The following is a 21415-nucleotide window of genomic DNA, read 5'->3' on the forward strand; positions in this document are numbered from 1 at the left end:
AATCCTGGATATACTGGATATACCGAAAATCGTGCTCATGATTCATTCCCCTCTGCCAAAGATTTTTCAAGATCCAGATGATATGTCTCAACAATCTGTGCGGTCGTCCCATCCTCAAGCATCTGTTTCAACGTGTTATCCAGTTCTTCCACAAACGCCGAATCGTAATCTCTCGAAAAAGCGACTCCCAATTTTGAGGAAAACAGGCTCTCCTCCAAGATTCGGTATTCCTCCGGCGCAGTACTCACAAAGGTGTTCAAGGCACTCTCGTGACCACAGATCGCCTCCACATAATTTTTTCGGAGAGCTCCATACACCTCATCCATATTGGAAAATGCATACACCTTCTCCACATCCGGGACCCGTTCCTTCGTTGGATGTAGCAAATACTCTTCAGCTTTTCCCGTTTCCTGAACCGCCACCGTTTTCCCGCAAAGATCCTGAATCTGGTAAATCTCACTGTTTGCGCGAACTGCAACGACCTGACTGCTGTAAAGGTATGGACCTGCCCACTGATACTCCTCCTCTCTGCCATTCATGCTAAAGCATCCCCACAGACAATCCACGGCATGACTTTCAAGATAATCCTTCTTATCCTCCCACACAATCTGCTTAAATTCCGGTTCATATCCCATCCGGTGCAGGGCCTCAACTGCGAGATCTACATCCACACCGGTAAAGATTCCCTCATCATTCTGATAGACATAAGGCTCAAAACGGTCACTTCCAATCACGATTGTCTCTCTGTGCGCCTCATGCGTCTGCTCACTTTTTGCAGAACATCCCGCCAAAACAAGACTCATTCCCAAGCTCAAGATCACACTTGCAATTTGAATCTTCGCAATTTTTTCAATCTTTGCAATTTGAACGTTCCCCATCCTTCTGTCTTTTCTCATCACTGCTCGCTCCCTAAAATGTTTCGCATTACCTCTTCAATCTTTACACCATCAATCGGTTTTGCGATATGACCGTTCATTCCTTTGGAAAGTGCCACCTTCTTGTCCTCCTCGAAGGCATTTGCAGTCATCGCAATGATCGGAATCTTTGCCTTCTTCTCATCTGCCATAGACCGGATTTCCTGTGTCGCCTTATATCCGTCCATGTTTGGCATCTGCACATCCATGAAAATCAGATCATAACTTCCCGCCGGCATTTGTTCCATCTTTGCAACACATTGGATTCCATCTGACACGCGTTCCACCTTTACTCCAAGATCTTCGAGAATCGTGATTGCAATCTCCGCATTCAAATCATTGTCTTCCGCCATCAAAATACGTTTTCCACTGATCGACGTTTTCTTTTTCCCATCAGAATCGGCTGTCTTCTCCACATTCTTTTCATAATAGGCCCTGTCCGCAATCCAATGCTCAAGGATTACCGTAAATTTGCTTCCCTTCCCAAGTTCACTCTCTACCTCAATGCTTCCTCCCATCACCTCAACATATTTCTTGATAATCGGCATTCCAAGACCCGTTCCCGCGATCTTCCCTGTCGTGGTATTTCTCTCCCTCGCAAACGGCTCATATAAATTTGGAAGAAAGTCTTTGCTCATTCCAATTCCATTGTCAATGACTTCCGTTTTGATCCGCACATATCCGGATTTTGCCCCCGGAATCTCCCTCGATATGACAACGACCCTTCCACCATTCGGTGTATATTTAATCGCATTGCTGACAAGATTTACAAGAATTTCCTGAATCTTTGTAACGTCACACATAATATGAGTGTGCTCCACATAGGCTTTATGAATGTAGCGAATATTTTTCTTCTTCGCCTCCACTTCAAACACACCATGGATCTCTTTTAAAATGTCAGAAGCCTCTGCATAGCTCTCATCCAGTTCTACTTTTCCGCTCTCAATTCGCGCCATATCAAGGATATTGTTTATAATCGATAAAAGTAGTTTTCCTGACTGTTCAATTTTTTCCTGATAATCGAGAAGTTTTGGATCGGTGAGTTCCTTCTTCATCAGCATGTTATAGCCCAAAAGTGCATTCATCGGTGTCCGGATATCGTGAGACATGTTGAAGAGGAAATTTGTCTTCGCCACGTTTGCACACTCTGCCTCCTGCTGAGCTTTTCTCGCCTTTATCAACAGATAAAGAAAAATCAGAGAGATCACGATGAAAAATCCCACAATCACAACAATCACCATTCGAAGATTGTCTTCTATAAACTCCTCCAACGATACTTTTCCTCTGGTATTTTCATACATCGCATAGGCACCGGACAACTTGGAAGTCGGAATCGTGTTCAGCGTTTTATTTAAAATCGACAACAGAATCGTATTCTGTTTGGTGACGGCAAATGAGGACGCACTGGCTTTCGTCAAGAAAATACTGTGAATTTCCTTGTCCTGTTGGCTGCTTGCCGACTGACCTGCCTTCACAACAAAGCAGTCCGCAGTCCCATTTCTCACTGCTTCCGTCACATCGCCTGAGGAATTGCACTCATAGATCTTCCACTGAGGGTAACTTTCTGCAAGATACCACTTAGATAACAGATTATCCCTGCTGACAGCAACTATATTCTCTGCTTCCTCATCAAAATAATCCTTCTTTGTAATCACCGCCGTATTGATCTCAAAAACCGTATTGGACAAAATGATCCCATTCTGTTCCGCCTTGTTTGAATTCTGATTTACATGAAAAATTACATCAATCTGATTCTCTTTGAGCGCTCTCAGTTGTCCTTCCTGGGTATCGAACCCCGTCAACTCAAAAGTTAAACTTCCATTTCCAAGACAGTCTGACGCATAATCGATATAGTCGTTGATAATACCAACCGGATTTCCGGTCTCTTCATCGATCAGACTGATCCCCTTATCGCTCTTTAAATATCCGATCCGGATCGTTCCATGTTGATTCAGCCATCTCTTTTCCTCATCCGTAAGGATTTCATAGGAATTGGTAGAAAGAAATCGCTTATAAAGATCCTCCTTGAAAAAAGGTCTGTCATGTTCAATTCTACGCATCGAACTATCAAGTTCGTCTTTTAAATCTCTCCGGTTTTGATTGATCACAAAATAGATGTCAGAACTTCCAATAGATGTAACCGCAGAAAATCCATAGTTTCCCCATTTGGGTGCTTCCGTTGAAATAAAGCAGTCGATCTCCTGATTTTGAATCTTTTCCAGGGCATCTTCTGTGCTGATGATGTTGACATGTTGCATGTCCAGATTGTGCTTTTTCTCCCAATCATACAGCAACCGTTCCGGAGTGCTCTGTTCTAGTACTCCGACACGTTTTCCATTCAAGGTCTTCAAATCAACGGCAGAAATATCGGTCTTCACAAGATCCGTATACAGATAATAGCGTTCTTCCCCCATCGGCAAATCCGAAAACAGCATGGTTTTAGCGCGATCTTCGGTATAAGAAACACCTCCCATGATGTCGATCTCACCTGCCTCAATCTTCTCAAAACAGTCCAGCCAGGTGCAGGTTACATAATCGTAATTCCAACCCGTATACGCAGATACCGCCTGATGAAATTCATATCCGTATCCACTATGTTCCCCTTCTTCATTTGTGAAAATATACGATCCACCAAATGTAGCAACCCGGACTACTTTTCCTGACTTGTCCGAGATTTCCTGCGCATAGGCAGTTTTTGTCGTCCACACGATCATCCATAATATAAGGAAAAATAAAGAAAGACCACTCACAGAGATCTTATAACTTTTATTGATCGTATCGACCTCATTGCCCTTATCCCGTTGTAAATCTTTTTTCATAATCTCTTTCATCTATCGTTCTCTCCTCCCACAACCAGAAAGAATTTGGCACTTATCTCCCCCTGTGCCGAGTGCGCACACAAGAAAGAATGGGCCTTGACACATTCTCGCGCCGAGGCGCGGTTGCTTCGGCAACTATCTTCCCCTGTGCCGAGTGCGCATAAAAAAACCGTCTGTCAAGATAAACTTACACAGACGGCATAAAATGGGTGCAAAATCCCCATTAAAAATAATCAATAAAACAAACAAATGAATCGATAAATAAACGAAACAATCGTCCATTTATTTATGTCTCTATTGATGCAACCGGCTGTCATAACCTACTAACTAAATACAAAAATAGTAAATCTTAGACCCATTTGGCTTTGTGTCCCTGCCTTTCGACAGGTTTACCCAATATGAAGTTGTTCTAAAATCAATCTAAATCGACATTATTTTACTTAATCGCAGGATTTCTGTCAATATTTCAAATACACTAATTTGAATCATTCTTCCCGACATCTCTTCATCAGATTGCCAGTCTAGTTTTCCTGCCTGTCTTGAATTGCTACTTTCTTTGCTTACTCCATTCAAGTCGACGCTCGCGGAGACTTGGCGCGTGATTCTGGTCAGCTCTGCTGACATCTTCCAATCAGAATCACTGCGCATCCACGCGGAGCGTATAACTCAGAAGGGGATTGTCTCCCCTCCTGAGAAAGTTTGCGATCCCCCCCACCTATAGAGGAGGGGGACATCCATTCTGAGTTATAAAAAACGCTGTCACACATTGATCGTGTGACAGCGTTTTCGCTCTTAGCTATAAAGATGCTTTTAACAAACCTTTCTTGTGAACCCTTACTTTACGCGGGATAAAAGGCAGACGGTTTCTATCCCCGCGGTCGCCGGAAACATGTCGACGCAACAGCTTCTCTCCACACGGTATCCCGCATTTAAAAAGCTCTCCAAATCTCTCGCAAGACTCGTCGGCTTGCAGGAGATGTAGACAATTCGATCTACATTGTAGTCAATGATCTTGCCAATCGCCTTCGGATGGATACCATCACGCGGAGGATCAAGCACGATCAGATCCGGCTTATCGGTGATCTCATCGATAACCTTCAGCACATCTCCGGCAATGAAATCGCAGTTGGAAAGTCCGTTCAGACTTGCATTTTCCTTCGCCGCTCCGACAGCCTCTGCGACGATCTCCACACCGATCACATGATCAGCAACCGGCGCAATCACCTGTGCGATCGTTCCCGTTCCGCTGTAAAGATCAAAAATGACTTTGTCCTTCGTCTCTCCGACATAGGAACGTGCCGTATCGTAGAGCACTTCTGCACCGAGAGAATTCGTCTGGAAGAACGAGAACGGAGTGATCCGAAATTTCAGTCCCAGAATCTCCTCATAGAAATAATCCTGTCCATACAGAACCGTCGTCTCATCGCTCTGAACCACATCCGCAAGGCTATCATTGAGAATATGTAAGATTCCCGCAAACGAACCTTCCAGATTCAGAGACAATAACGTCTCCTTCCAGCCAGCTAAAAGCGTCTCCTGCGTCTCGGAAAGCGTCTCCGTCTGACCGGAGGTCACGAGAGCAACAAGGATCTCACCGGTCTTCACCGCACGGCGCACAAGAAGGTGGCGCAGATAACCTGTGTGCTGAAGTTTCTTGTAAAATCCGACCTGTTTCTCTGAAAAATAGCGCAGCGTTGCCCCAAGAATCTGATTGAAATCCGAGTGGACGATCCGACAGTCCGTCGTCGTTACAATGTCATAGAAACTGCCTCTCTTGTGCATGCCAAGCGCGAGCGGTCCGTCCTTGTACTCGTCACCGAACGAGAACTCCATCTTGTTACGATAACCATCCTGAATCGGGCTTCCCTTAATCCCCTCAAATCCATACTGATTCTCTCCGCAGACAGGATCAAGCAGTTTCTTTACCTGCTCCGCCTTGATTGCGAGCTGTTCCTCATACGGAAGACTCTGGTAGAGACAACCGCCACACACGCCAAAATGCGGGCAGACATTCTCTTTCTTCTCCAACGGCGACGGCTCCACAATCTCTAAAAGACGCCCCTCACAGCGTCCCCCTTTTTTCTTGTTGATAACTCCGCGCACCTTCTGTCCCGGGATCGTATTCTTTACCGTCACACGCTCCCCATCCACAAAACCGACTCCCTTGTTCGGAAAATCTACCCGTTCAATAACCGCCTCAAAAAACTCTCCTTTTTTCACACTGCTCTCCTTTTTCATCTTTCATTTCAATTTATCTTAATTTATCTTGTCTTAATCTATCTTATCTCAATTTATCTTTTTTATCTATCCTAATGCCATCTACTCGCTAATGCAATCTACCCGACAACAAAAAGAATGGTTCTTGGCACAATCGTACAAAAAGGGGCGTGCCTCAAACCAGCAAGGCACGCCCGGCATTCTTCTTATAAGTTGACGAGTTCTCGATTAACTCTCAATAGATACTTGATCTATTCTCGATTATTTCGTCTTCTCGTCCTTCTCATCCTCATCCTCGAAGAAGTCATCGTCGAAATCATCATCGAAATCGTCCTCAAAGTCTTCCAGATAATCCGGAGTAAAGAAACGGTAAACGCCATATGCAATCGCTGCTACCGCTGCCACTGCTCCGATAATTGCCAATGCCCAGAGGATAAAGGTTTTCTTCTTCTCCTCTTCTTCCTTTCTGTGCAGAAATTCGTTCAGTTTCGTAGAATTCATGATCTCCTCTACACGACTCATGGCATCTTTGCTCATCGTATCGAATCTGTTCATAGGTTCACGTCCTTTCTGTCATTGTGGCAAGAAATAAATATCTGCCCCATTGATAATAAGTATATCATCTTTTGCGTCTTTTTACTATCCCATTCCAAAAATTTTCGTTACACTTTTTTCAATTTCGCAAAAGAGGCAAACATCTTTTTCTCTCCGACCTTGTCGAAATTCACCTTGACCTCAAAGTCTCTTCCGCCATCCTGAACACTTAAGACCGTTCCCTCGCCAAACTTGATGTGGCGCACCCGGTCACCCGGACCGTAGTCGAGCGCCCCTGCCTTCTCAACCGTAAAGGTCTTTCCAAATGCCGGAACTGCCGGCGTGGATTTCATGCCAAATTTGCTGACGCCGAGCTGACCCTGACGCTGTTTCCATGACGGCTCTGTCGGCTTTGCATGCTCATTTCTGCGCTCATAGGTGTTCTTCTGCTCTTTCTCGATCAGCTCCGGCGGAATCTCATCCACGAAACGGCTGACTTTTGCAAAACGAGTCTCTCCATTCACCATACGGCGACGTGCTCCGGTCAGCACGAGACGCTCTTTTGCACGGGTGATTCCCACATAGGCAAGTCGTCTCTCCTCCTCAAGATCTGCGCGATCATCGGAGAAGATTGCCATCGAGCTCGGGAAGAGTCCATCCTCCATTCCGCTCAAGTAGACAACCGGGAACTCAAGTCCCTTTGCGCTGTGAAGCGTCATCAGCGTCACGCGGTTCTCCGAATCATCCATCTGGTCAATGTCTGCGACGAGTGCCACCTGCTCCAAAAATTCATCGAGCGTCGGATGTTCCTGATTGTCCCAGTAATCCACCGCCTTGCTGACAAGTTCATCGATATTCTCCAAACGGGTCTGGCACTCGATCTCGCCCTCCGCCTTGAGTTCTTCCCGATATCCCGTCTTTTCCAGAATCGCCTCAATCAGCTCTTTGAGATCCGATCCGCCCTGAAGCATCTGGCGAAACTCCTCAATCTGTGAGACAAAGACCTGAAACTTTCCTGCTGATTTCGCAAGTCCCGGAACTGCCAGAGCTCGCACACACGCCTCATAGAATCCCAATCCCTGCTCAGATGCCCATGCCGTCACCTTCGCAATCGAGGCCGCTCCGATTCCCCGCTTTGGCACATTGATGATTCTCTGCACCGCAAGGTCATCCCTTCCATTCGCGATCGTCTTCAAATATGAGAGAATGTCCTTGATCTCTTTTCTCTGGTAGAAGTTGATTCCTCCGACTAAACGGTAAGGCACATTGTGGGAAATGCATTTTTCCTCGATCAGACGGGACTGTGCATTCGTGCGATAGAGCACGGCATAATCCTGAAACGGTCTGCCGTCCTTCAAGATATCATTGACAATTCCCTCTGCCTCCTCATACGCCTGATCGTAATGGCGGAACACAACAGGAACGCCCTCTCCGTTTGCCGTCCAAAGCGTCTTGTCTTTTCGTCCCTTATTGTTTCGGATCACTGCGTTTGCCGCATCGAGGATATGCGTCGTGGAGCGGTAATTCTGCTCAAGTTTGATGACTCTTGCGCCCGGAAATGCCTCCTCAAAACTGAGAATATTCTGGATGTTCGCACCGCGGAAGCGATAGATCGACTGATCGTCATCACCCACCACGCAGAGATTCTTATACTTATTTGCAAGCAGATGAATCAGCACAAACTGTGCCGTGTTCGTGTCCTGGTACTCATCTACCATGATATAGCGGAAACGCTCCTGATAGTAGTCGAGAACCTCCGCATCTGTCCGGAACAGATCAACGGTCTTAAAAATCAGATCATCGAAGTCGAGCGCATTGTTCTTCTTGAGTTCCTCCTGATAGAGCTGGTAGACTTCCGCAATCTTCTTCTCTCTCCAGTCTCCGCCGGCATTCTCAAGGAACTGCTTCGGATCGATGAGTTCATTCTTCGCCGAGGAAATCGCCGCCATCACTGCTCTCTCCCGAAACTGCTTCGGATCAAGCTCCATGCGCTTTAAAATCCGCTTCATCACCGTCTTCTGATCGTCGGTATCATAGATGCTGAAATTGCTCTCATAGCCGATGCGATCGATAAAACGGCGCAAAATCCGCACGCAGGAAGAGTGGAACGTGCTCACCCAGATACTCTCCGGGCAGAATTCCACCAGCTTATCCACACGCTCCCGCATCTCACCGGCAGCCTTATTCGTAAACGTGATTGCCAGAATGTTCCACGGGTTTACTTCTTTCTCTTCTATCAAATACGCAATGCGGTGTGTCAGCACCCTGGTCTTTCCTGATCCAGCTCCTGCCAACACAAGAAGCGGTCCTTCTGTACAAAAGACCGCTTCTTTCTGCATCGAATTTAAGGTATCATAAATTGCCATCGTTTTTTCGTCCTGTCCTTCCCACTTGTTACCGCTCATTATAGCATAATTTCCGAACAGGCGCAATTCTTATAACTCTGATGAGTCTTATACTCTTATGAATCCGATGAGGCTTATGAGTCTTATAAGGCGGAAGATCTCACGAGGCAATCTGAGGGATACCGGAGTCCTCACACTCTCCCGTGTTTTCCACATTTTCTGCCTTCTTTCTCTCATTCTCCTGCCCCTTCGCCCCGTGGCAGAGCATGTCTCTCAAATCATCGAGAGTGAGATTCTGATCCTCCAGAAGTTCGTTTACCTGACGAAATTTTTCCATCAAAATCTGATCCTGAAGTTTTGAAGCCCGCTCCTTCAACGTCTCGAGACAGCTCTCATACTGCTCAATCGATTCATAAGTCTGTACAAGTTCATCCTCATATTTTTCCAGCGGGGTCCTGCGCGCCCGTCTTGCCATATCGATTCCCTCCTTGGAATTCTTATTCATTTTCTCCGCTTTTCCCGGCGTGTCCACCTTCTTATTTTTCTTTGGACTTCCGGGAAGCTAATGCTATCTTTTATAAATATATGGAATCGTTGTAAAATTTATGCACGCAAAAAGGCGATGGCCCAACCCAAAATGTGGGGGTCAGGTATCGCCTTTCCGGTAAATGATTCATCTGTACAATCCCTAAGGATTATGGGTACTGCGGATCACTTATATTATAAGTTTATCACAGGCTTTTTTCGATTTCAAGTCACAATATCAGATCTAAAATACTAAAAGAAAATTAACATTACAGTATCATTTTAGTATCAAAAAGACCTAACTAGGTGGAGTTTTCCCCATAGTTGAGCCTTTTCTACTTGTCATCTGGTTTTCAATACTATAATCTATGGGGAAATATGGGCTTTTTTCTTGTCATTTTTCCTGTATTTATCATTCTTCTTTTTACCATTTTATCCCTGTTTTTTCTGTTTGTTTCATTTTTTAGTACTGTTTTAGTACTGCTCGTACTGTTCCCCGGGATAACTCCAAGATCAATACAATTCTCACACAAGCGCCCCTATAATTCAAGCGCGACTCGCTCCGTGCTACTCGTCCATGTATGATTAAATCGTCCCACACCGTTGCCAGTGAGTGCACGCGCATAAATCCGGCTGTATTCCTCCGCCTCCGGAAGAAACGGTCTCAGGCTCTTGCTGGCAATGCTCCGCAAGTGTCGGATTGCTTTATCATATTCCCGGCGGATCACATACCCCTCTGTTCCCTGCTCCTTGGCGATCTGTGTAAACGTCTGATCGTTCCTGTATCGCCGTTTAATGATCTCCGGCTGATTATCCGGTAACTTGTCCACATATCCCCATAAAAGGGCGCTGAGGGCTTCCCCGTCCACTTTATCGGCAACCTCATCCTCAAGAACGTCTCCCGCTCCCAGCGTGTCCATATATTCCAGATCGTCCCCGTCATCTGCTCCCGCCATCGGTGCATTGAGGCTCATCACGCCCCTTATATAGACGTTCTTTTCGATCTCGTGGACACTTTCCCGGCTCACGTTCAGATAATAGGCTACAAGGTCAATCGGGGGCTTTCTGCCATATTCCAGCCGGTACGCATTGCAAAAACGCTCATATTGCTGTATCTGCTCCAACCTGTGCGCCGGAAGATGCAAGGAACTGTTTTCTGCCATGTATCGCCCGATCCTCTGTCTGATCCAGAAACCGGCATAGGTGAGGAACTTCACGCCCGCCGTAGGGTCGTAGTTTTCAATCGCCGGATACAGCGCCAAAAAGCCCTCCTGTTCCAGATCCTCCATGATTCCGCTCTCCCGGTACTTCCAGACAAGGGAATGAATAAAGCCCCGCACCTGATCGTAAAGGGCTGTCATGTTCTCCGGTACATTCTCCCCGGCTCTGATCCGCTCTACAAGCTCCTCGTTCGTCATTTCCTCACCTCATCCCATCACTACTCAAACATACATGTCAAAACACCGCTGAAGACAAGGCAGACACCAAATAAAATCAACTTTGCTCTCGCCTGTGTCAGCTCTGCCCCGCGCCGGTTGATTCGCTGGTGGCACAAAATCGAACTGCCGACCGCCGTCAAGATCGTCCCGTACAACATCCGCGCCCCTCCTTTCTGCTTCCAGCGGGAGCGGGAGTTTGCAAGGGAGTAACGTTTTGTTACATCCCCAAGGGTGTCGCGTTTTGCTACACCCTTTCTCTGATCTGCCCGCCGGTTATTGTAAGAAAATTATACCTTGGCACGCTTAAATAAACAATATCCGGGGATTTTTCAGACACTTTCACGCTTGCCGGTGCTGATCCGCTCCATGCTGTCTCAAATTATGAGACAATTCACCTGCTGGAACGATCACAAAGGGGGTAGAAATTTGCGACTCCCTTTCCATCCCAACAAGAACACCAGTTCTTTAAGGTACCCGATGGGGTAGCGATTCGCGACTCCATCCCCTCAACCATTATTTGATCGAACATACTTTCCCGAACTCCAGTTCTTTTAGGTATGGTCAAGCAATCCCCCGCGGTATCGTGTCAAGAAATCGCCCTCCGGCAGTCGCTGGAAGCCTGTACGCTGATCGTTTTCTAAACTTTTAGAATTCGACTCAGTACCAAAACGGTATTGAGTGGGGTCGATCTTCTCGACTCCATCAAATGCCTCCCTGTTTTAGGGAGTCACAATGTGCACCCGCTCCCCATGATTTGAGGTATGTGTTCGCCTGATCGGCAAGGGTATCCATACCGCGGAACCCCTTTTTAGGGTGTGAGAAATGTCACCATGCGCCCTTTTTAGGGTGTCCGAAATGTCAGATTCTCTTTTTTGGGGGGTCGGAAATGTCGGGAATCCTTTTTAGGGACTGCCAAATCTGTCGATAGCTCTTTTTAGGGACTCAAAAAACTCGTGATAGATCCCGCTCCCGGCGCACCTGACAGAACAAAACGTTCTCTCAGCTCCGGCAAAGATGCACCGACAAAACGGCGCTGAGTCTGTCACAGGCGACACCAGCGACCGCCTGCCCCGGTGTTTTACCGGCTCAGATCCCTTTCCGATACCTGAGGTATATTGGTTACTCAAAAAAGAGACACCAATAACCGCTCCCTCGGGCTTCTCTCATGCTTCCCTCATGCTTCACGGCTTCATTTTCCGTTATTCGCGTCTCGGCTTCCTCACGGCTTCACAGCTCTTTTTCCGCAACCGCTACCCAAATTTGGGTAGCAAGTTTCATCGCTCCTTGAATATCTTAAACCCTCCAACATTCCCCAACATTTTGCAACAATCAGCGCTCGCAACGTTGCGATAAAATCCGAGTATTTCCGAGTATCAGGGTTTAGTAACGTTACCAAATCTCAATAGTAACGTTACCATTCAAGAACCTTGTAAAACCTTGTTGAATCGCTGAAGAATCTGAAGTTTTCTGAAGTTGCAACGTTGCAATAGACCCTAGCAAAACCTAGCATAAATCTTAGTGTTTCTTAGTGTGCAATGTTATCAAATGTTATTATCACGTTGCAGTCTTTCTCCGTACTTTTCCGTACTGCAACGTTCCGATAAACCTTGCAAAAACCTTGTCATTTCCAAGCATCCAGCCATTCCGAACGCTCGCTATTTCATCCGAACGCTCGCTATTCGTTTGTTTTGGAACGTTGCAACGGGAGCGGGACTGTTTGGAGCGTTCCATTCGTGTTTGTTTTGGAACGTTCTGTTCAGAACGCTCCATTCGTTTCGTTTTGGAAGTCTGCCCGCTGGTTGCCTCCGTACTCAGAAGTACGCTGGTTTCAAGCTGTCGTGTTTCACGACACCTTGCAAGTGAGGAACTCTTCACGCTTGTTTAAATCCGTCGCTTTTCACGACGGTTTTACTCAAAAAATGAGTGAAAGGCTCAGATGTCGGCAATACCGATTTCCGAGATGTCAAAAATGTTGACTTCTGAAAAGCCAAAAATGGATTCACCCCGTATTCTCTGTACAAGGTTAGCATTTGTTAGCATATTGGCTCATTCTGCCAGTTCCTGCAAATTGACAATATTTCAATCATATCGTATAATAAAAGTGAAAAACGTACGTTTTTTAATACGGTTTTATATCAGAAATGGGGGTGCTATTATGTTGGCAGTAAAAAGCATGGATGTGCGGGACAACTTCAAAACATTGTGTGATAAAATTTTCGGCGGTGAAACCCTGATCGTATCCAGACCAAAGAACGAGAACATTGTGATGATCTCTGAAAAAGAATATAACGACCTCATGAAGGCAAAGAGGAACGCTGAATATCTCGCTATGCTTGATAAATCTATGGCTGAGGCTGAATCTGGCGGATTTATTACAAAAACTATGGACGAATTGAGAGCATATGAGAAATGAATATTGTGTTTACACCTACCGCATGGGAGCAATATACGGACTTCCAGAAAGAAGATAAAAAGATCATCAAACGAATCAATGAGCTAATCAAAAGTATTGACCGTGACGGGCTTCTCGATGGTCTTGGCAAACCGGAACCACTGAAGCATAGAAAAGCGTGTAGCAGACGCATAACGGACGAACACCGGCTTGTTTATAATTTTGACAGCAATCAGAACCTTGTCATTTATTCTTGCAAATGGCACTATGAAGACTGAGTTGTTATACTTGCCAGCGTCTCCCGATCATGGTATACTCAGGGAGAAATATTAATCAACATGTTATAATCGCAAAAGAAACCAGAAAAGCACCCGGATCTCGTAGGCTCGTGATCGGGTGCTTTTTTGTGCCATGAATTGCCCGCTGTCTCCCAGATGTGACTATTAGTCACATCCGAACGTTAACAAAAGTTAACATCTGCCAGATTTCAAATCATCCTTTTCGGATGGCATGAACACTAGAACGTCAACACCTGCCCCATGCTGTGCCCTTGCCTTTCGTCTCCGGCTCTGTTATACTGATCCGGTATTTACACTGAATGCGCGAAAAGCCCACGCCTTTAGGTGAAATTAAAACGGTTTTGACACGAGCCGTATGTTATCGTTAATTCATTCATTAGAATGATTGATAATGAAAGTCTCATAGAAACGAATCAGTCTTATATACTTTCGAGTATATTTGGAAGTTCATGTATATGAGAACCCAACGAGCTTTAGCCGTTGGAGTGTCAGCCTAACAATTCCCCACCCCACACATAACCCCCCGAATTTGAGCCAAATTGCAAAGCTGTGCTCAGTGTTTTGGTGGCATCTCTGGCGATCCGGTACGGCATCGCACGGGAGCGGGACTGTATACCCATAAAACGGCACAAAAAAAGAGCGCCCATTGCTGGAACGCTCAAAAAAGGATGCTACGATGCTTTGCGATGTCGTGTCGCATACTTTAGGGGGATTGCATTGCATAGCCCCCACATGGGGGCACTGCCTGCCTTATGACCGAAACTCTTCACCACGTCCCCCATTATATCAAACCGGCTGAGGAAAGGCAAGCACCGGCGCGGATCCAGCGCGGGAGAATGCAACACTTGCCTGTTTTCCTTTCTCTCTGGTTGCCGACTTGTGCCCCCTATCTTATATCACTACTTTCAAGCATGATCTTTTGAGTGCCATTTACCTCAAAAGCTAAGGCGACACCGGCAAAGTCAGCGATCTTGATAAGATCCTCCGCTGAAAAACTCCCACGATTTAATTTATTTTGGAGAGATTGCGGGGAAATTCCCAAATACTCCGCCAGTTCAACGTTCTTTTTCCCTCTAACAGACAACAAAGCTCTAATTTTCTCAGTTACTGCCATTTTCAGCCTCTCCATATTCGTATATCGTATCACTTGCAAGATCTATCATATCATTCCAGAATACACAAGTACGACTCGGGTCAAGCTGAACTTGATTGAATAATCCCGGGATGGTTTTCAGATCTTGATAGCTTGGAATGGTATCAATATCATTCTCAACGTTGTAAAGTACGCCTTTCCCATCATCGAAAACAACCTGTAATACAAAATTGTTCATAGGCTTCACACTTTTAATTCTTGGAATCATACAAACACCTCCTTTTACGGATCACTGCCACTTATAACGGTGGCAGTTTTCTCAAGTTCTGATTGTCCCACATTTCAAGAAGCTCTTTTTGATTCTGAGCCATCCACTCTTGAACCATGTCACAGGCTCTCTTTGGAAGATCCCCCTCAGTCATTTCCATCGTTCTTAGATCAAATATTCCAACATGTTCACCGTATAAAGCATGTAGATGACTTGGTTCGTGCTCCTTTGGTTTGAAAAACATTTTGATTACAATTCCATAAAATCTACTGATTTCCGGCATTTTTATCTCCCCTTTCACTATCCTAAACCCATTATAACATACTCAAAAACGTTTATCAATAGGGATTTCTCTGATCGGTTGGAAAGTGCCACGCTTGCCAATTTTCGCCCCGTCTGGTATACTTTCCTGTGAGTGGCGAACTTCCTGAAACTCTGTAAGCTGTGTGTATGAGAAAACCCCGGTTACCTTTTCACAGGTCCGGGGCTTTTTCTTTGCTCTCTGGTGGCTTATCGAATCACCAGAAAGGCGATCGTCATAAGGAAATTCACAATCAAGGACGCTGTCAACAGCTCCTCCGTGTTCTGAAGCTCTTCCTGTAATTCTGCTCTATCTCTCTTCATGGATGATTCCCCCTGTATCTCTCTATCTCGTCCCGCTCCCGATTGTAGCGGTGCTATTTGCTCTGTCTTGCCTTGCTCAAATGCTTACGGATGCGTGTCACATTATCAAGCAAGCGAAATATATCCGTAACCCACTTGTCAATCTCATCGCCAACCTCTGCAAGCTCTCGCGCCTCTGAGCGTTCTTTGTTTGATAAATCCAAGTAGCCAATAATCAAATCGGCAGTTGTTTCCGCGTCTTTGATACCTGCCTTTATCAGAATCAGATCCTGACGACCGGAATAATAAACGCTTATCCCCGCATCCTCGCCCGGGATACTTACAGAAACAATGCGATACTTCTCGCTTAAAACTTCAAAATCCATCGGTTTACCCTCACTTTTTCAGTATTTTGTGGGACTTTCGCTCTTTTTTGAGCAAAACCCCTTTATTTTCTTCTGAAATCGTGATATGCTCGCCTCGGTTTAGGTGGGAGCGTATCACGTTTCTATCATCTCCCCCGGCAAGCGCCAACTTGTCAGGGGAGTTTTATTGTGCGCCGTCTCGATCCGGTCTTACTCGCTGGCAAGCCTCGGATTCTGAGATTCACACACCTTTTTTTGATCCCGTACACGTTGCGGGATCTTTTTTTCTTCTCGCATCTGTTCCAAAATCGCCGTGTACTGCCTGATGAAATGGCTCTGCTCAACGGTCTCCACTCGCCCTATATCAAGCTGGCTCATCTCTTTCAAATTCTCAAAAGAACCAAGCGCCCGCTGTACTGGCTCAGGCAACTTCTCAAATTCCTCCTTGGCATTATATCCAGCGTTTCGCATCCTCTTACGAACCAACGCCCACGCTTCCAGCGGGCTTACTTCCTGATCCTGTGGCATCGCTTTATGAATACAGGCGATCACTTGCCCCGGCGACGGCGGAAAACCCGTTGTTTCAGTGGAAAGATAGATCCTCAGTCCAGCGGAACCCTGAGAGTATGTATAATCTTCAAGTACTGATTGCCACGCTGACACCATAAGCGCCATATCTTGAACACTCTGCCTTGCAAATGCTTGCGGATACGATGCACGGATCACATAAATCAACTTTGTCACTTCCTCTTTCGTCAAAAGAAATCATCCCCCTCTGTTTTAATCTGACCATTAATCACCCCCAGCAAATAGTCGTTTACTGTCATATCTGGTTGACCGGCGTTCGTCTGGCGCTGGTATCCCTGCCCGCTCCGGTTTGATCCTCCGCGATCCTGTGCCCTGCTCAGCCAATTATTGATAAATGCCTCAACACCTCGCCGGGTCTTTCGCTTTGTCGGGTTTGAATCACACCACGCTGTCATCTTTTTGAGTTCGCTCTCAACATCAACAGCCGGGTACGCTTCCCGCCAGATCGCCAGCTTGCCAACTGGAACATCATAAAAAGATTTATCATTCAAGATGATCTTGATACCGGTACACGCCGGAGCGGACTCGTTCGCCTCCGGTGAATGGGTTTCTGTTTCCTGATCGTCTTTAGGGCTTGGCGCTGATATATTATTATTAATACTGTTATTGTTTATATTGTTATTATTTATACTGTTAATATTAGGGGCAAGGTTCTCGACCGAACCAATACTGACCCGTCTTTTTTCGACCCCTTTGTTTTTGATACCTCCAAAATCATCAAAATCAACATTTCCGACGCTCGAAAAATCACAATTTGCATTTTCTGCAAAATCAACCTCAACATTGTGAGTTATCCGGTAAACGTTCCCGCTCAACAAGTTCTTGTTTATGCTCCTTGTCCTCTCAACAACTCCACAGGCGATCAACTCTTTCATGTACTTTGAAAGTCGCCCCTTGCTCATCCCCAGCTCTTGACTCATTGTGTCAACTGACGGATGACACGTCTCACCGCTCCCAGCGAAACTACAAAGATATGCGTATATCGCTTTCGCCTCTGGTGAGAGATTCTTGTTTCTCATGATCTTCTGAAACACGATCCCGTAGCCTCCTTGTTCTTTCATGCCTTGTTATTCTTCCTCAAGTTTGTCAAATTCTCTTTCTGTGTTCACAATATGCACCTGTAACCGTCTGGCATATACTGCCAGCTTTGCAAGCGTCTTTTCCGGGATACAGACAAACTCCCCGCTACAAGCTCGCTCATACGCATCGTCAAGCACTCCGGCGATCTCTGAGATCTCGCTTACTGCCTCGTACCGCTCCAATGTGATCGGCTCATCTTTAAGCATCCGCTTTCACCTCTTTGTCTTTCTGGTATCCATAGTACTTACACTGAAAATACTTTTCCGGAACCTTACCGGCGATTGTGATGTACCCCTCTGCTTTAAGCTCTGTATTCATCTCCCGGATGAGAGAATAGGCTTTACCGATGGACACCCCAGCAATCTCCGCCACCTCCGGCGCTGTCAAATACTGTTTCATGTCGTTTCTCCTTTCTGTGTTTCTACTGGCAATTTTCCGTTTTTTACCCCGTACCCTATAAAGAGTACCCTTGGAGGGTTTGGAACGGGATTTAGTCGTTTTCGTCTGCACACTCAGCGGTATTTTTATTATTTCCACGCAACCGCTCAACTAAGTTTGCTTTCAGTTCATCGCTGATTGCTTTGTTCGGGCGAATCTTAACCCACTCAGTCGGTACATGAGTCAGTAAACTCCCGTCTTTGTTTCTCGCCACAACCTGACACTCATCCGGGAATCTTTCAGCCAATCTCTCAATCACAGTCTTGTAACGTCCTTGACTGAATGTCACGGTTGCACGCTCCTGATCTTTCAAGAACTCAATCACATTCTCATTGACTCCCAGCGGTTCCGGTGCCAGAATCTCCCCAGCCGGTACGCCCAGACAGTCGGCGATCCGCTCAACCGCTTCCTCTGACGCGTCGCCATTGTCAAGAATCCACTTGACTGAACGCGGATACAGCCCCGTTCTTGTGCTGATGATCTGAGCGTCAATTCCCTGATCCTCCATAATCTGCAACGCTTTCTTTCTGTTTACTTTCATGCTCTTAATCCTTTCTGATGCTTCTCTGTGCATCCCAGACACCCCAGCCCGGTTTATCTGGTTATTCTTCTGTGTCGATGATCTCAGTTACATCAACACCCAGCGCGCGGGCGATCTTACCAATCGTTGCCGGTCTGACATCGCGCCCGACGATTGCATTATTGACCGTAGGACGTGGCATCTCTGACGCTCTGGTTAATTCCGCGGTATTCATACAAGCCCGCGCCATCGCCAATTCAAGTTTTCCTCTGTCTGCTTTCATGTTCTCACCTCCTTAATACATTCAAATGCTTGTTACCTTTCTAATATACTACATACTTTTGAATGTGTCAATGTTGTTTTTACACTCAAACGCTTGTAATTAAATCTATTTTATGATATTGTTTATCTAAAAAAGGAGTTGACTAATGAATGCAGGAAAAAAAATTAAATCCACTCGACTTGCAAAGAGAATTTCTCAAAAAAAACTCGGCGAAATGATCGGAACATCTCAACAAATGATTGCACAATATGAAAAAGGTGCCCGAAATCCTAAAATCCAGACTCTACAAAAAATAGCTGACGCTCTTGACGTTCATCTTTCTGCTTTACTTGACAATGATACCTATGAAATAAAATTTGGCGCTGGTATGGTTTATAATCCTTTTACGGGTGAACTTGAACCGACAGAAACAGAATATATTGATTTGACTGATCGCGCAAAACTCATTGATTATTATGACAATTTAAACACCCTCGGAAAACAAGAAGCATTAAAACGAATTTCTGAACTTGCAGAAATAGAAAAATACATCACCCCGGACACACCACCAGATCAACCCGATCCGGTTGACCCTGACGACTCCGACCAATAAAAGGGGCGATTTGCGAAAAAGAATGATAGACCGGCGGTCTTGATCGATCACCAGAAACAATATTGTGCCCCCTTTGATCCCGCTCCCATGAAAACCCTATAAACTGAACATTTCTCAATATTCTCTGTATGTCCCAGACACCCCAGCCCGGTACGGAACGAAAGGAAGATATTGCAAAATGCCAGTATATCAAGATAAACAAGCAAAAACATGGTATGCAAAATGTTATTTTACGGATTACACCGGAATCAAGCGCCAAAAAAAGAAAGGCGGGTTTAAGCTCCGTCGTGAGGCGCTGGAATGGGAGCGGAACTTTTTGGAGTATCAACAGGGTCGCCCAGATATGACTTTCCAAGTGCTGTATGATCTGTACGCGGAAGATCTGCAAGCTCACACAAAAAAATCTACTTGTCGTAGCCGTTTGAGCCTTATCAGAAATCATATCTTGCCGTTTTGGAAAAACCGGAAGCTCAACGAGATCACGCCGTCAGATGTTCGGCTCTGGCAAGGCGAAATTCAGAAATCGGCTCTAAGTGAGTATACCAAGTATGTTGTGAATTGCCATTTGTCAACTATGTTCAACTTTGCAGTCAGATATTATAACCTGCAAGCCAATCCTTGCCAGATGGTCAAAACAATCGGCAAAGTATCCCGAAGTTTGGACTTTTGGACACTGGAAGAGTTCAACGCTTTTCTTCCCACTGTTCAAGATAATACTTTACGCGTCGCTTTTCTCACGCTTTTTTACTCTGGCATCCGGTGCGGGGAACTTTTCGCCCTGACTGTAAAAGACTTTGACGCAACAGAAAAGACGATCACTATACGAGGCACTTTTCACCGATTTGACAAGGTGGATACAATCACAACACCGAAATCAGAAAACAGCAAGCGCACAATCCCGCTCCCGGCGTTCCTTGTCTCTGAGATCCGGAACGTCATTGAAACGATTTACAGCCCCGATCCTGATGACCGAATTTTTCAAGCTGTGACCGCTTCCAAACTGTACACAGCGATCAAAAACGGCTCTCAGGCAGTGGGAATAAAACGAATTCGTGTTCATGATCTCCGACACAGCCATGTATCCTTGCTCATCAACATGGGATTCCCCGCTTTACTGATTGCGGAACGTATCGGCGACACCGTAGAAATGGTCAACAAAATTTATGGTCACTTGTACCCAAATAAACACCGCGAAGTTGCTGAACAACTGGAAAAATTAAATTTTTAGTACCGTTTTAGTACTGATAAGGCTTAACTACTTGGCAAATTCCTTGTAGTTGAGCCTTTTCTACTTGTCATCTGGTTTTCAATACTATATAATAGAGTGAGAGGTGAAAACATGAAAACAAACGAAGAACGATTAACAGACATTTTGAATCGCCTAGATTCCATCTCTTATATCAAACTGGATCGCATCCCGGAGATTGACCTGTATATGGATCAGGTCACCAGTTTTATGGAAGAGCATCTAAAGAAAGCAAAGCGAAATCCGGAGGATAAGGCACTGACCAAGACCATGATCAACAACTATGCCAAAAATAACCTGCTTCCTCCTCCAGTCAAAAAGAAATATACCAAAGAGCATATGATTATGTTGCTCTTCATCTATTATTATAAAAATCTGCTGTCGATCAGCGATATTGAACAGCTTTTTGCGCCGATCACACAGAAACACTTTAAGGAAAAAGAAGCCCCTCTGCTGAGTCAGATTTACGAGGAAGTCTTCTCTCTTGAGGACACACAGATGGAACGCTTAAAAGAGGATGTCACTGCCAAATTCCACTCGGCATGCGAGACCTTCCCGGATGCAGGCGAAGATCAGGATTACCTGAGACTCTTTGCCTTTATCAGCGAACTTTCTTTTGATGTCTACCTCAAAAAGCAGATGATTGAGACGATCATCGATCAGCTTCGCGCTGAAAATCCATCAAAACCGGGCGACCGCAAAAAATAATTCAGTATAGAACCATAATTCAAAAAAATCCCATATCCAACACGACCACTGCACGGTAGTTGTGTGAATATGGGACTTTCCTCTTTTTCGCATTCTTTATCACTTTTCCAATTGCGATTACGACTATGATTATGACTCTTCAAAAAA

The 21415-nt window shown here is 45.5% G+C and carries 23 protein-coding genes and 1 riboswitch; of the genes, 5 read left to right on the top strand and 18 right to left on the bottom strand.

The features are described 5' to 3' along the window. Positions 1-35: 35 nt before the first annotated feature. The 8 genes from ACR0QT_RS01545 to ACR0QT_RS01580 all read right to left on the bottom strand — a co-directional run bounded on the left by ACR0QT_RS01545 (position 36) and on the right by ACR0QT_RS01580 (position 10951). Entirely contained in the window at positions 36-896 is an 861-nt protein-coding gene (locus tag ACR0QT_RS01545; RefSeq protein ID WP_432629147.1) for a substrate-binding periplasmic protein, read from the bottom strand. Continuing rightward, a complete protein-coding gene (locus tag ACR0QT_RS01550) occupies positions 896-3745 on the bottom strand; it encodes an ATP-binding protein (protein ID WP_432629148.1) in 2850 nt (949 codons plus the stop codon). The genes ACR0QT_RS01545 and ACR0QT_RS01550 overlap by 1 nt, the downstream gene beginning before the upstream one ends. 286 nt (positions 3746-4031) lie before the next feature. After that, a riboswitch (cyclic di-GMP riboswitch) is annotated at positions 4032-4137 on the bottom strand. A gap of 430 nt (positions 4138-4567) precedes the next feature. Then, entirely contained in the window at positions 4568-5953 is a 1386-nt protein-coding gene (rlmD, locus tag ACR0QT_RS01555) for a 23S rRNA (uracil(1939)-C(5))-methyltransferase RlmD (RefSeq protein ID WP_432629149.1), read from the bottom strand. Positions 5954-6211: 258 nt separating this feature from the next. Continuing rightward, positions 6212-6505 (bottom strand): DUF4366 domain-containing protein, encoded by a 294-nt coding sequence (locus ACR0QT_RS01560; RefSeq protein ID WP_177977776.1) that lies wholly within the window; start codon positions 6503-6505, stop codon positions 6212-6214. A gap of 107 nt (positions 6506-6612) precedes the next feature. After that, positions 6613-8850 (bottom strand): DNA helicase PcrA, encoded by a 2238-nt coding sequence (pcrA, locus tag ACR0QT_RS01565; RefSeq protein WP_432629150.1) that lies wholly within the window; start codon positions 8848-8850, stop codon positions 6613-6615. 139 nt (positions 8851-8989) lie between these two features. Then, positions 8990-9304 carry a hypothetical protein gene (locus ACR0QT_RS01570; protein ID WP_432629151.1) on the bottom strand — a complete coding sequence of 105 codons (315 nt, stop codon included), beginning with the start codon at positions 9302-9304 and terminating at the stop codon, positions 8990-8992. A 589-nt stretch (positions 9305-9893) separates the two neighbouring features. Then, the gene (locus ACR0QT_RS01575) at positions 9894-10772 is read right to left on the bottom strand and encodes a sigma-70 family RNA polymerase sigma factor (protein ID WP_432629152.1); all 879 of its coding nucleotides are present in this window, start codon (positions 10770-10772) and stop codon (positions 9894-9896) included. A 20-nt stretch (positions 10773-10792) separates the two neighbouring features. After that, a complete protein-coding gene (locus tag ACR0QT_RS01580) occupies positions 10793-10951 on the bottom strand; it encodes a hypothetical protein (protein ID WP_432629153.1) in 159 nt (52 codons plus the stop codon). 1997 nt (positions 10952-12948) lie between these two features. Between ACR0QT_RS01580 and ACR0QT_RS01585 the strand changes: the two genes are divergently transcribed. After that, positions 12949-13206 carry a type II toxin-antitoxin system Phd/YefM family antitoxin gene (locus tag ACR0QT_RS01585; protein WP_432629154.1) on the top strand — a complete coding sequence of 86 codons (258 nt, stop codon included), beginning with the start codon at positions 12949-12951 and terminating at the stop codon, positions 13204-13206. Next, the gene (locus tag ACR0QT_RS01590; protein ID WP_432629155.1) at positions 13203-13463 is read left to right on the top strand and encodes a Txe/YoeB family addiction module toxin; all 261 of its coding nucleotides are present in this window, start codon (positions 13203-13205) and stop codon (positions 13461-13463) included. Before ACR0QT_RS01585 ends, ACR0QT_RS01590 begins: the two co-directional genes overlap by 4 nt. 907 nt (positions 13464-14370) lie before the next feature. On the opposite strand, the gene ACR0QT_RS01595 is transcribed toward ACR0QT_RS01590, so the two are convergent. The 10 genes from ACR0QT_RS01595 to ACR0QT_RS01640 all read right to left on the bottom strand — a co-directional run bounded on the left by ACR0QT_RS01595 (position 14371) and on the right by ACR0QT_RS01640 (position 18722). Beyond that, positions 14371-14598, bottom strand: a complete 228-nt coding sequence (locus ACR0QT_RS01595) for a helix-turn-helix domain-containing protein (protein ID WP_432629156.1) — start codon at positions 14596-14598, stop codon at positions 14371-14373. Continuing rightward, a complete protein-coding gene (locus tag ACR0QT_RS01600) occupies positions 14585-14845 on the bottom strand; it encodes a DUF2442 domain-containing protein (protein ID WP_432629157.1) in 261 nt (86 codons plus the stop codon). The genes ACR0QT_RS01595 and ACR0QT_RS01600 overlap by 14 nt, the downstream gene beginning before the upstream one ends. A 31-nt stretch (positions 14846-14876) precedes the next feature. Beyond that, entirely contained in the window at positions 14877-15128 is a 252-nt protein-coding gene (locus tag ACR0QT_RS01605) for a DUF4160 domain-containing protein (RefSeq protein WP_432629158.1), read from the bottom strand. Between the two features lie 394 nt (positions 15129-15522). Beyond that, on the bottom strand, positions 15523-15834 hold the full coding sequence (locus ACR0QT_RS01610) for a hypothetical protein (protein ID WP_432629159.1): 312 nt from the start codon (positions 15832-15834) through the stop codon (positions 15523-15525). Between the two features lie 189 nt (positions 15835-16023). Beyond that, on the bottom strand, positions 16024-16572 hold the full coding sequence (locus tag ACR0QT_RS01615; RefSeq protein ID WP_432629160.1) for a replicative helicase loader/inhibitor: 549 nt from the start codon (positions 16570-16572) through the stop codon (positions 16024-16026). Continuing rightward, on the bottom strand, positions 16569-17462 hold the full coding sequence (locus tag ACR0QT_RS01620) for a helix-turn-helix domain-containing protein (RefSeq protein ID WP_432629161.1): 894 nt from the start codon (positions 17460-17462) through the stop codon (positions 16569-16571). Before ACR0QT_RS01620 ends, ACR0QT_RS01615 begins: the two co-directional genes overlap by 4 nt. Positions 17463-17468: 6 nt before the next feature. Beyond that, positions 17469-17687, bottom strand: a complete 219-nt coding sequence (locus ACR0QT_RS01625) for a hypothetical protein (RefSeq protein WP_432629162.1) — start codon at positions 17685-17687, stop codon at positions 17469-17471. Continuing rightward, on the bottom strand, positions 17680-17880 hold the full coding sequence (locus ACR0QT_RS01630; protein ID WP_432629163.1) for an ICEBs1 excisionase: 201 nt from the start codon (positions 17878-17880) through the stop codon (positions 17680-17682). The genes ACR0QT_RS01625 and ACR0QT_RS01630 overlap by 8 nt, the downstream gene beginning before the upstream one ends. A gap of 91 nt (positions 17881-17971) precedes the next feature. Then, a complete protein-coding gene (locus ACR0QT_RS01635) occupies positions 17972-18460 on the bottom strand; it encodes a hypothetical protein (protein WP_432629164.1) in 489 nt (162 codons plus the stop codon). A gap of 61 nt (positions 18461-18521) precedes the next feature. Continuing rightward, positions 18522-18722, bottom strand: coding sequence for a helix-turn-helix domain-containing protein (locus tag ACR0QT_RS01640; RefSeq protein WP_432629165.1), 201 nt, complete (start codon positions 18720-18722; stop codon positions 18522-18524). 145 nt (positions 18723-18867) lie between these two features. Between ACR0QT_RS01640 and ACR0QT_RS01645 the strand changes: the two genes are divergently transcribed. The 3 genes from ACR0QT_RS01645 (at position 18868) to ACR0QT_RS01655 (ending at position 21268) form a co-directional block, all read left to right on the top strand. Continuing rightward, positions 18868-19314 carry a helix-turn-helix domain-containing protein gene (locus ACR0QT_RS01645; RefSeq protein WP_432629166.1) on the top strand — a complete coding sequence of 149 codons (447 nt, stop codon included), beginning with the start codon at positions 18868-18870 and terminating at the stop codon, positions 19312-19314. Positions 19315-19492: 178 nt separating this feature from the next. Then, positions 19493-20542, top strand: coding sequence for a tyrosine-type recombinase/integrase (locus tag ACR0QT_RS01650; protein ID WP_432629167.1), 1050 nt, complete (start codon positions 19493-19495; stop codon positions 20540-20542). Positions 20543-20653: 111 nt separating this feature from the next. After that, the gene (locus ACR0QT_RS01655) at positions 20654-21268 is read left to right on the top strand and encodes a DUF1836 domain-containing protein (protein WP_432629168.1); all 615 of its coding nucleotides are present in this window, start codon (positions 20654-20656) and stop codon (positions 21266-21268) included. Positions 21269-21415 lie beyond the last annotated feature (147 nt).

The organism is Brotaphodocola sp., from assembly GCF_050873365.1.
GTDB lineage: Bacteria > Bacillota > Clostridia > Lachnospirales > Lachnospiraceae > Brotaphodocola.

Bases quoted from the DNA above. Each gene is read 5' to 3' on its own strand.
- ACR0QT_RS01545 (WP_432629147.1), bottom strand. From the start codon at position 896: ATGAGAAAAGACAGAAGGATGGGGAACGTTCAAATTGCAAAGATTGAA.
- ACR0QT_RS01550 (WP_432629148.1), bottom strand. From the start codon at position 3,745: ATGAAAGAGATTATGAAAAAAGATTTACAACGGGATAAGGGCAATGAG.
- ACR0QT_RS01560 (WP_177977776.1), bottom strand. From the start codon at position 6,505: ATGAACAGATTCGATACGATGAGCAAAGATGCCATGAGTCGTGTAGAG.
- pcrA (WP_432629150.1), bottom strand. From the start codon at position 8,850: ATGGCAATTTATGATACCTTAAATTCGATGCAGAAAGAAGCGGTCTTT.
- ACR0QT_RS01570 (WP_432629151.1), bottom strand. From the start codon at position 9,304: ATGGCAAGACGGGCGCGCAGGACCCCGCTGGAAAAATATGAGGATGAA.
- ACR0QT_RS01575 (WP_432629152.1), bottom strand. From the start codon at position 10,772: ATGACGAACGAGGAGCTTGTAGAGCGGATCAGAGCCGGGGAGAATGTA.
- ACR0QT_RS01580 (WP_432629153.1), bottom strand. From the start codon at position 10,951: ATGTTGTACGGGACGATCTTGACGGCGGTCGGCAGTTCGATTTTGTGC.
- ACR0QT_RS01585 (WP_432629154.1), top strand. From the start codon at position 12,949: ATGTTGGCAGTAAAAAGCATGGATGTGCGGGACAACTTCAAAACATTG.
- ACR0QT_RS01590 (WP_432629155.1), top strand. From the start codon at position 13,203: ATGAATATTGTGTTTACACCTACCGCATGGGAGCAATATACGGACTTC.
- ACR0QT_RS01595 (WP_432629156.1), bottom strand. From the start codon at position 14,598: ATGGCAGTAACTGAGAAAATTAGAGCTTTGTTGTCTGTTAGAGGGAAA.
- ACR0QT_RS01600 (WP_432629157.1), bottom strand. From the start codon at position 14,845: ATGATTCCAAGAATTAAAAGTGTGAAGCCTATGAACAATTTTGTATTA.
- ACR0QT_RS01605 (WP_432629158.1), bottom strand. From the start codon at position 15,128: ATGCCGGAAATCAGTAGATTTTATGGAATTGTAATCAAAATGTTTTTC.
- ACR0QT_RS01610 (WP_432629159.1), bottom strand. From the start codon at position 15,834: ATGGATTTTGAAGTTTTAAGCGAGAAGTATCGCATTGTTTCTGTAAGT.
- ACR0QT_RS01620 (WP_432629161.1), bottom strand. From the start codon at position 17,462: ATGAAAGAACAAGGAGGCTACGGGATCGTGTTTCAGAAGATCATGAGA.
- ACR0QT_RS01625 (WP_432629162.1), bottom strand. From the start codon at position 17,687: ATGCTTAAAGATGAGCCGATCACATTGGAGCGGTACGAGGCAGTAAGC.
- ACR0QT_RS01630 (WP_432629163.1), bottom strand. From the start codon at position 17,880: ATGAAACAGTATTTGACAGCGCCGGAGGTGGCGGAGATTGCTGGGGTG.
- ACR0QT_RS01635 (WP_432629164.1), bottom strand. From the start codon at position 18,460: ATGAAAGTAAACAGAAAGAAAGCGTTGCAGATTATGGAGGATCAGGGA.
- ACR0QT_RS01640 (WP_432629165.1), bottom strand. From the start codon at position 18,722: ATGAAAGCAGACAGAGGAAAACTTGAATTGGCGATGGCGCGGGCTTGT.
- ACR0QT_RS01645 (WP_432629166.1), top strand. From the start codon at position 18,868: ATGAATGCAGGAAAAAAAATTAAATCCACTCGACTTGCAAAGAGAATT.
- ACR0QT_RS01650 (WP_432629167.1), top strand. From the start codon at position 19,493: ATGCCAGTATATCAAGATAAACAAGCAAAAACATGGTATGCAAAATGT.
- ACR0QT_RS01655 (WP_432629168.1), top strand. From the start codon at position 20,654: ATGAAAACAAACGAAGAACGATTAACAGACATTTTGAATCGCCTAGAT.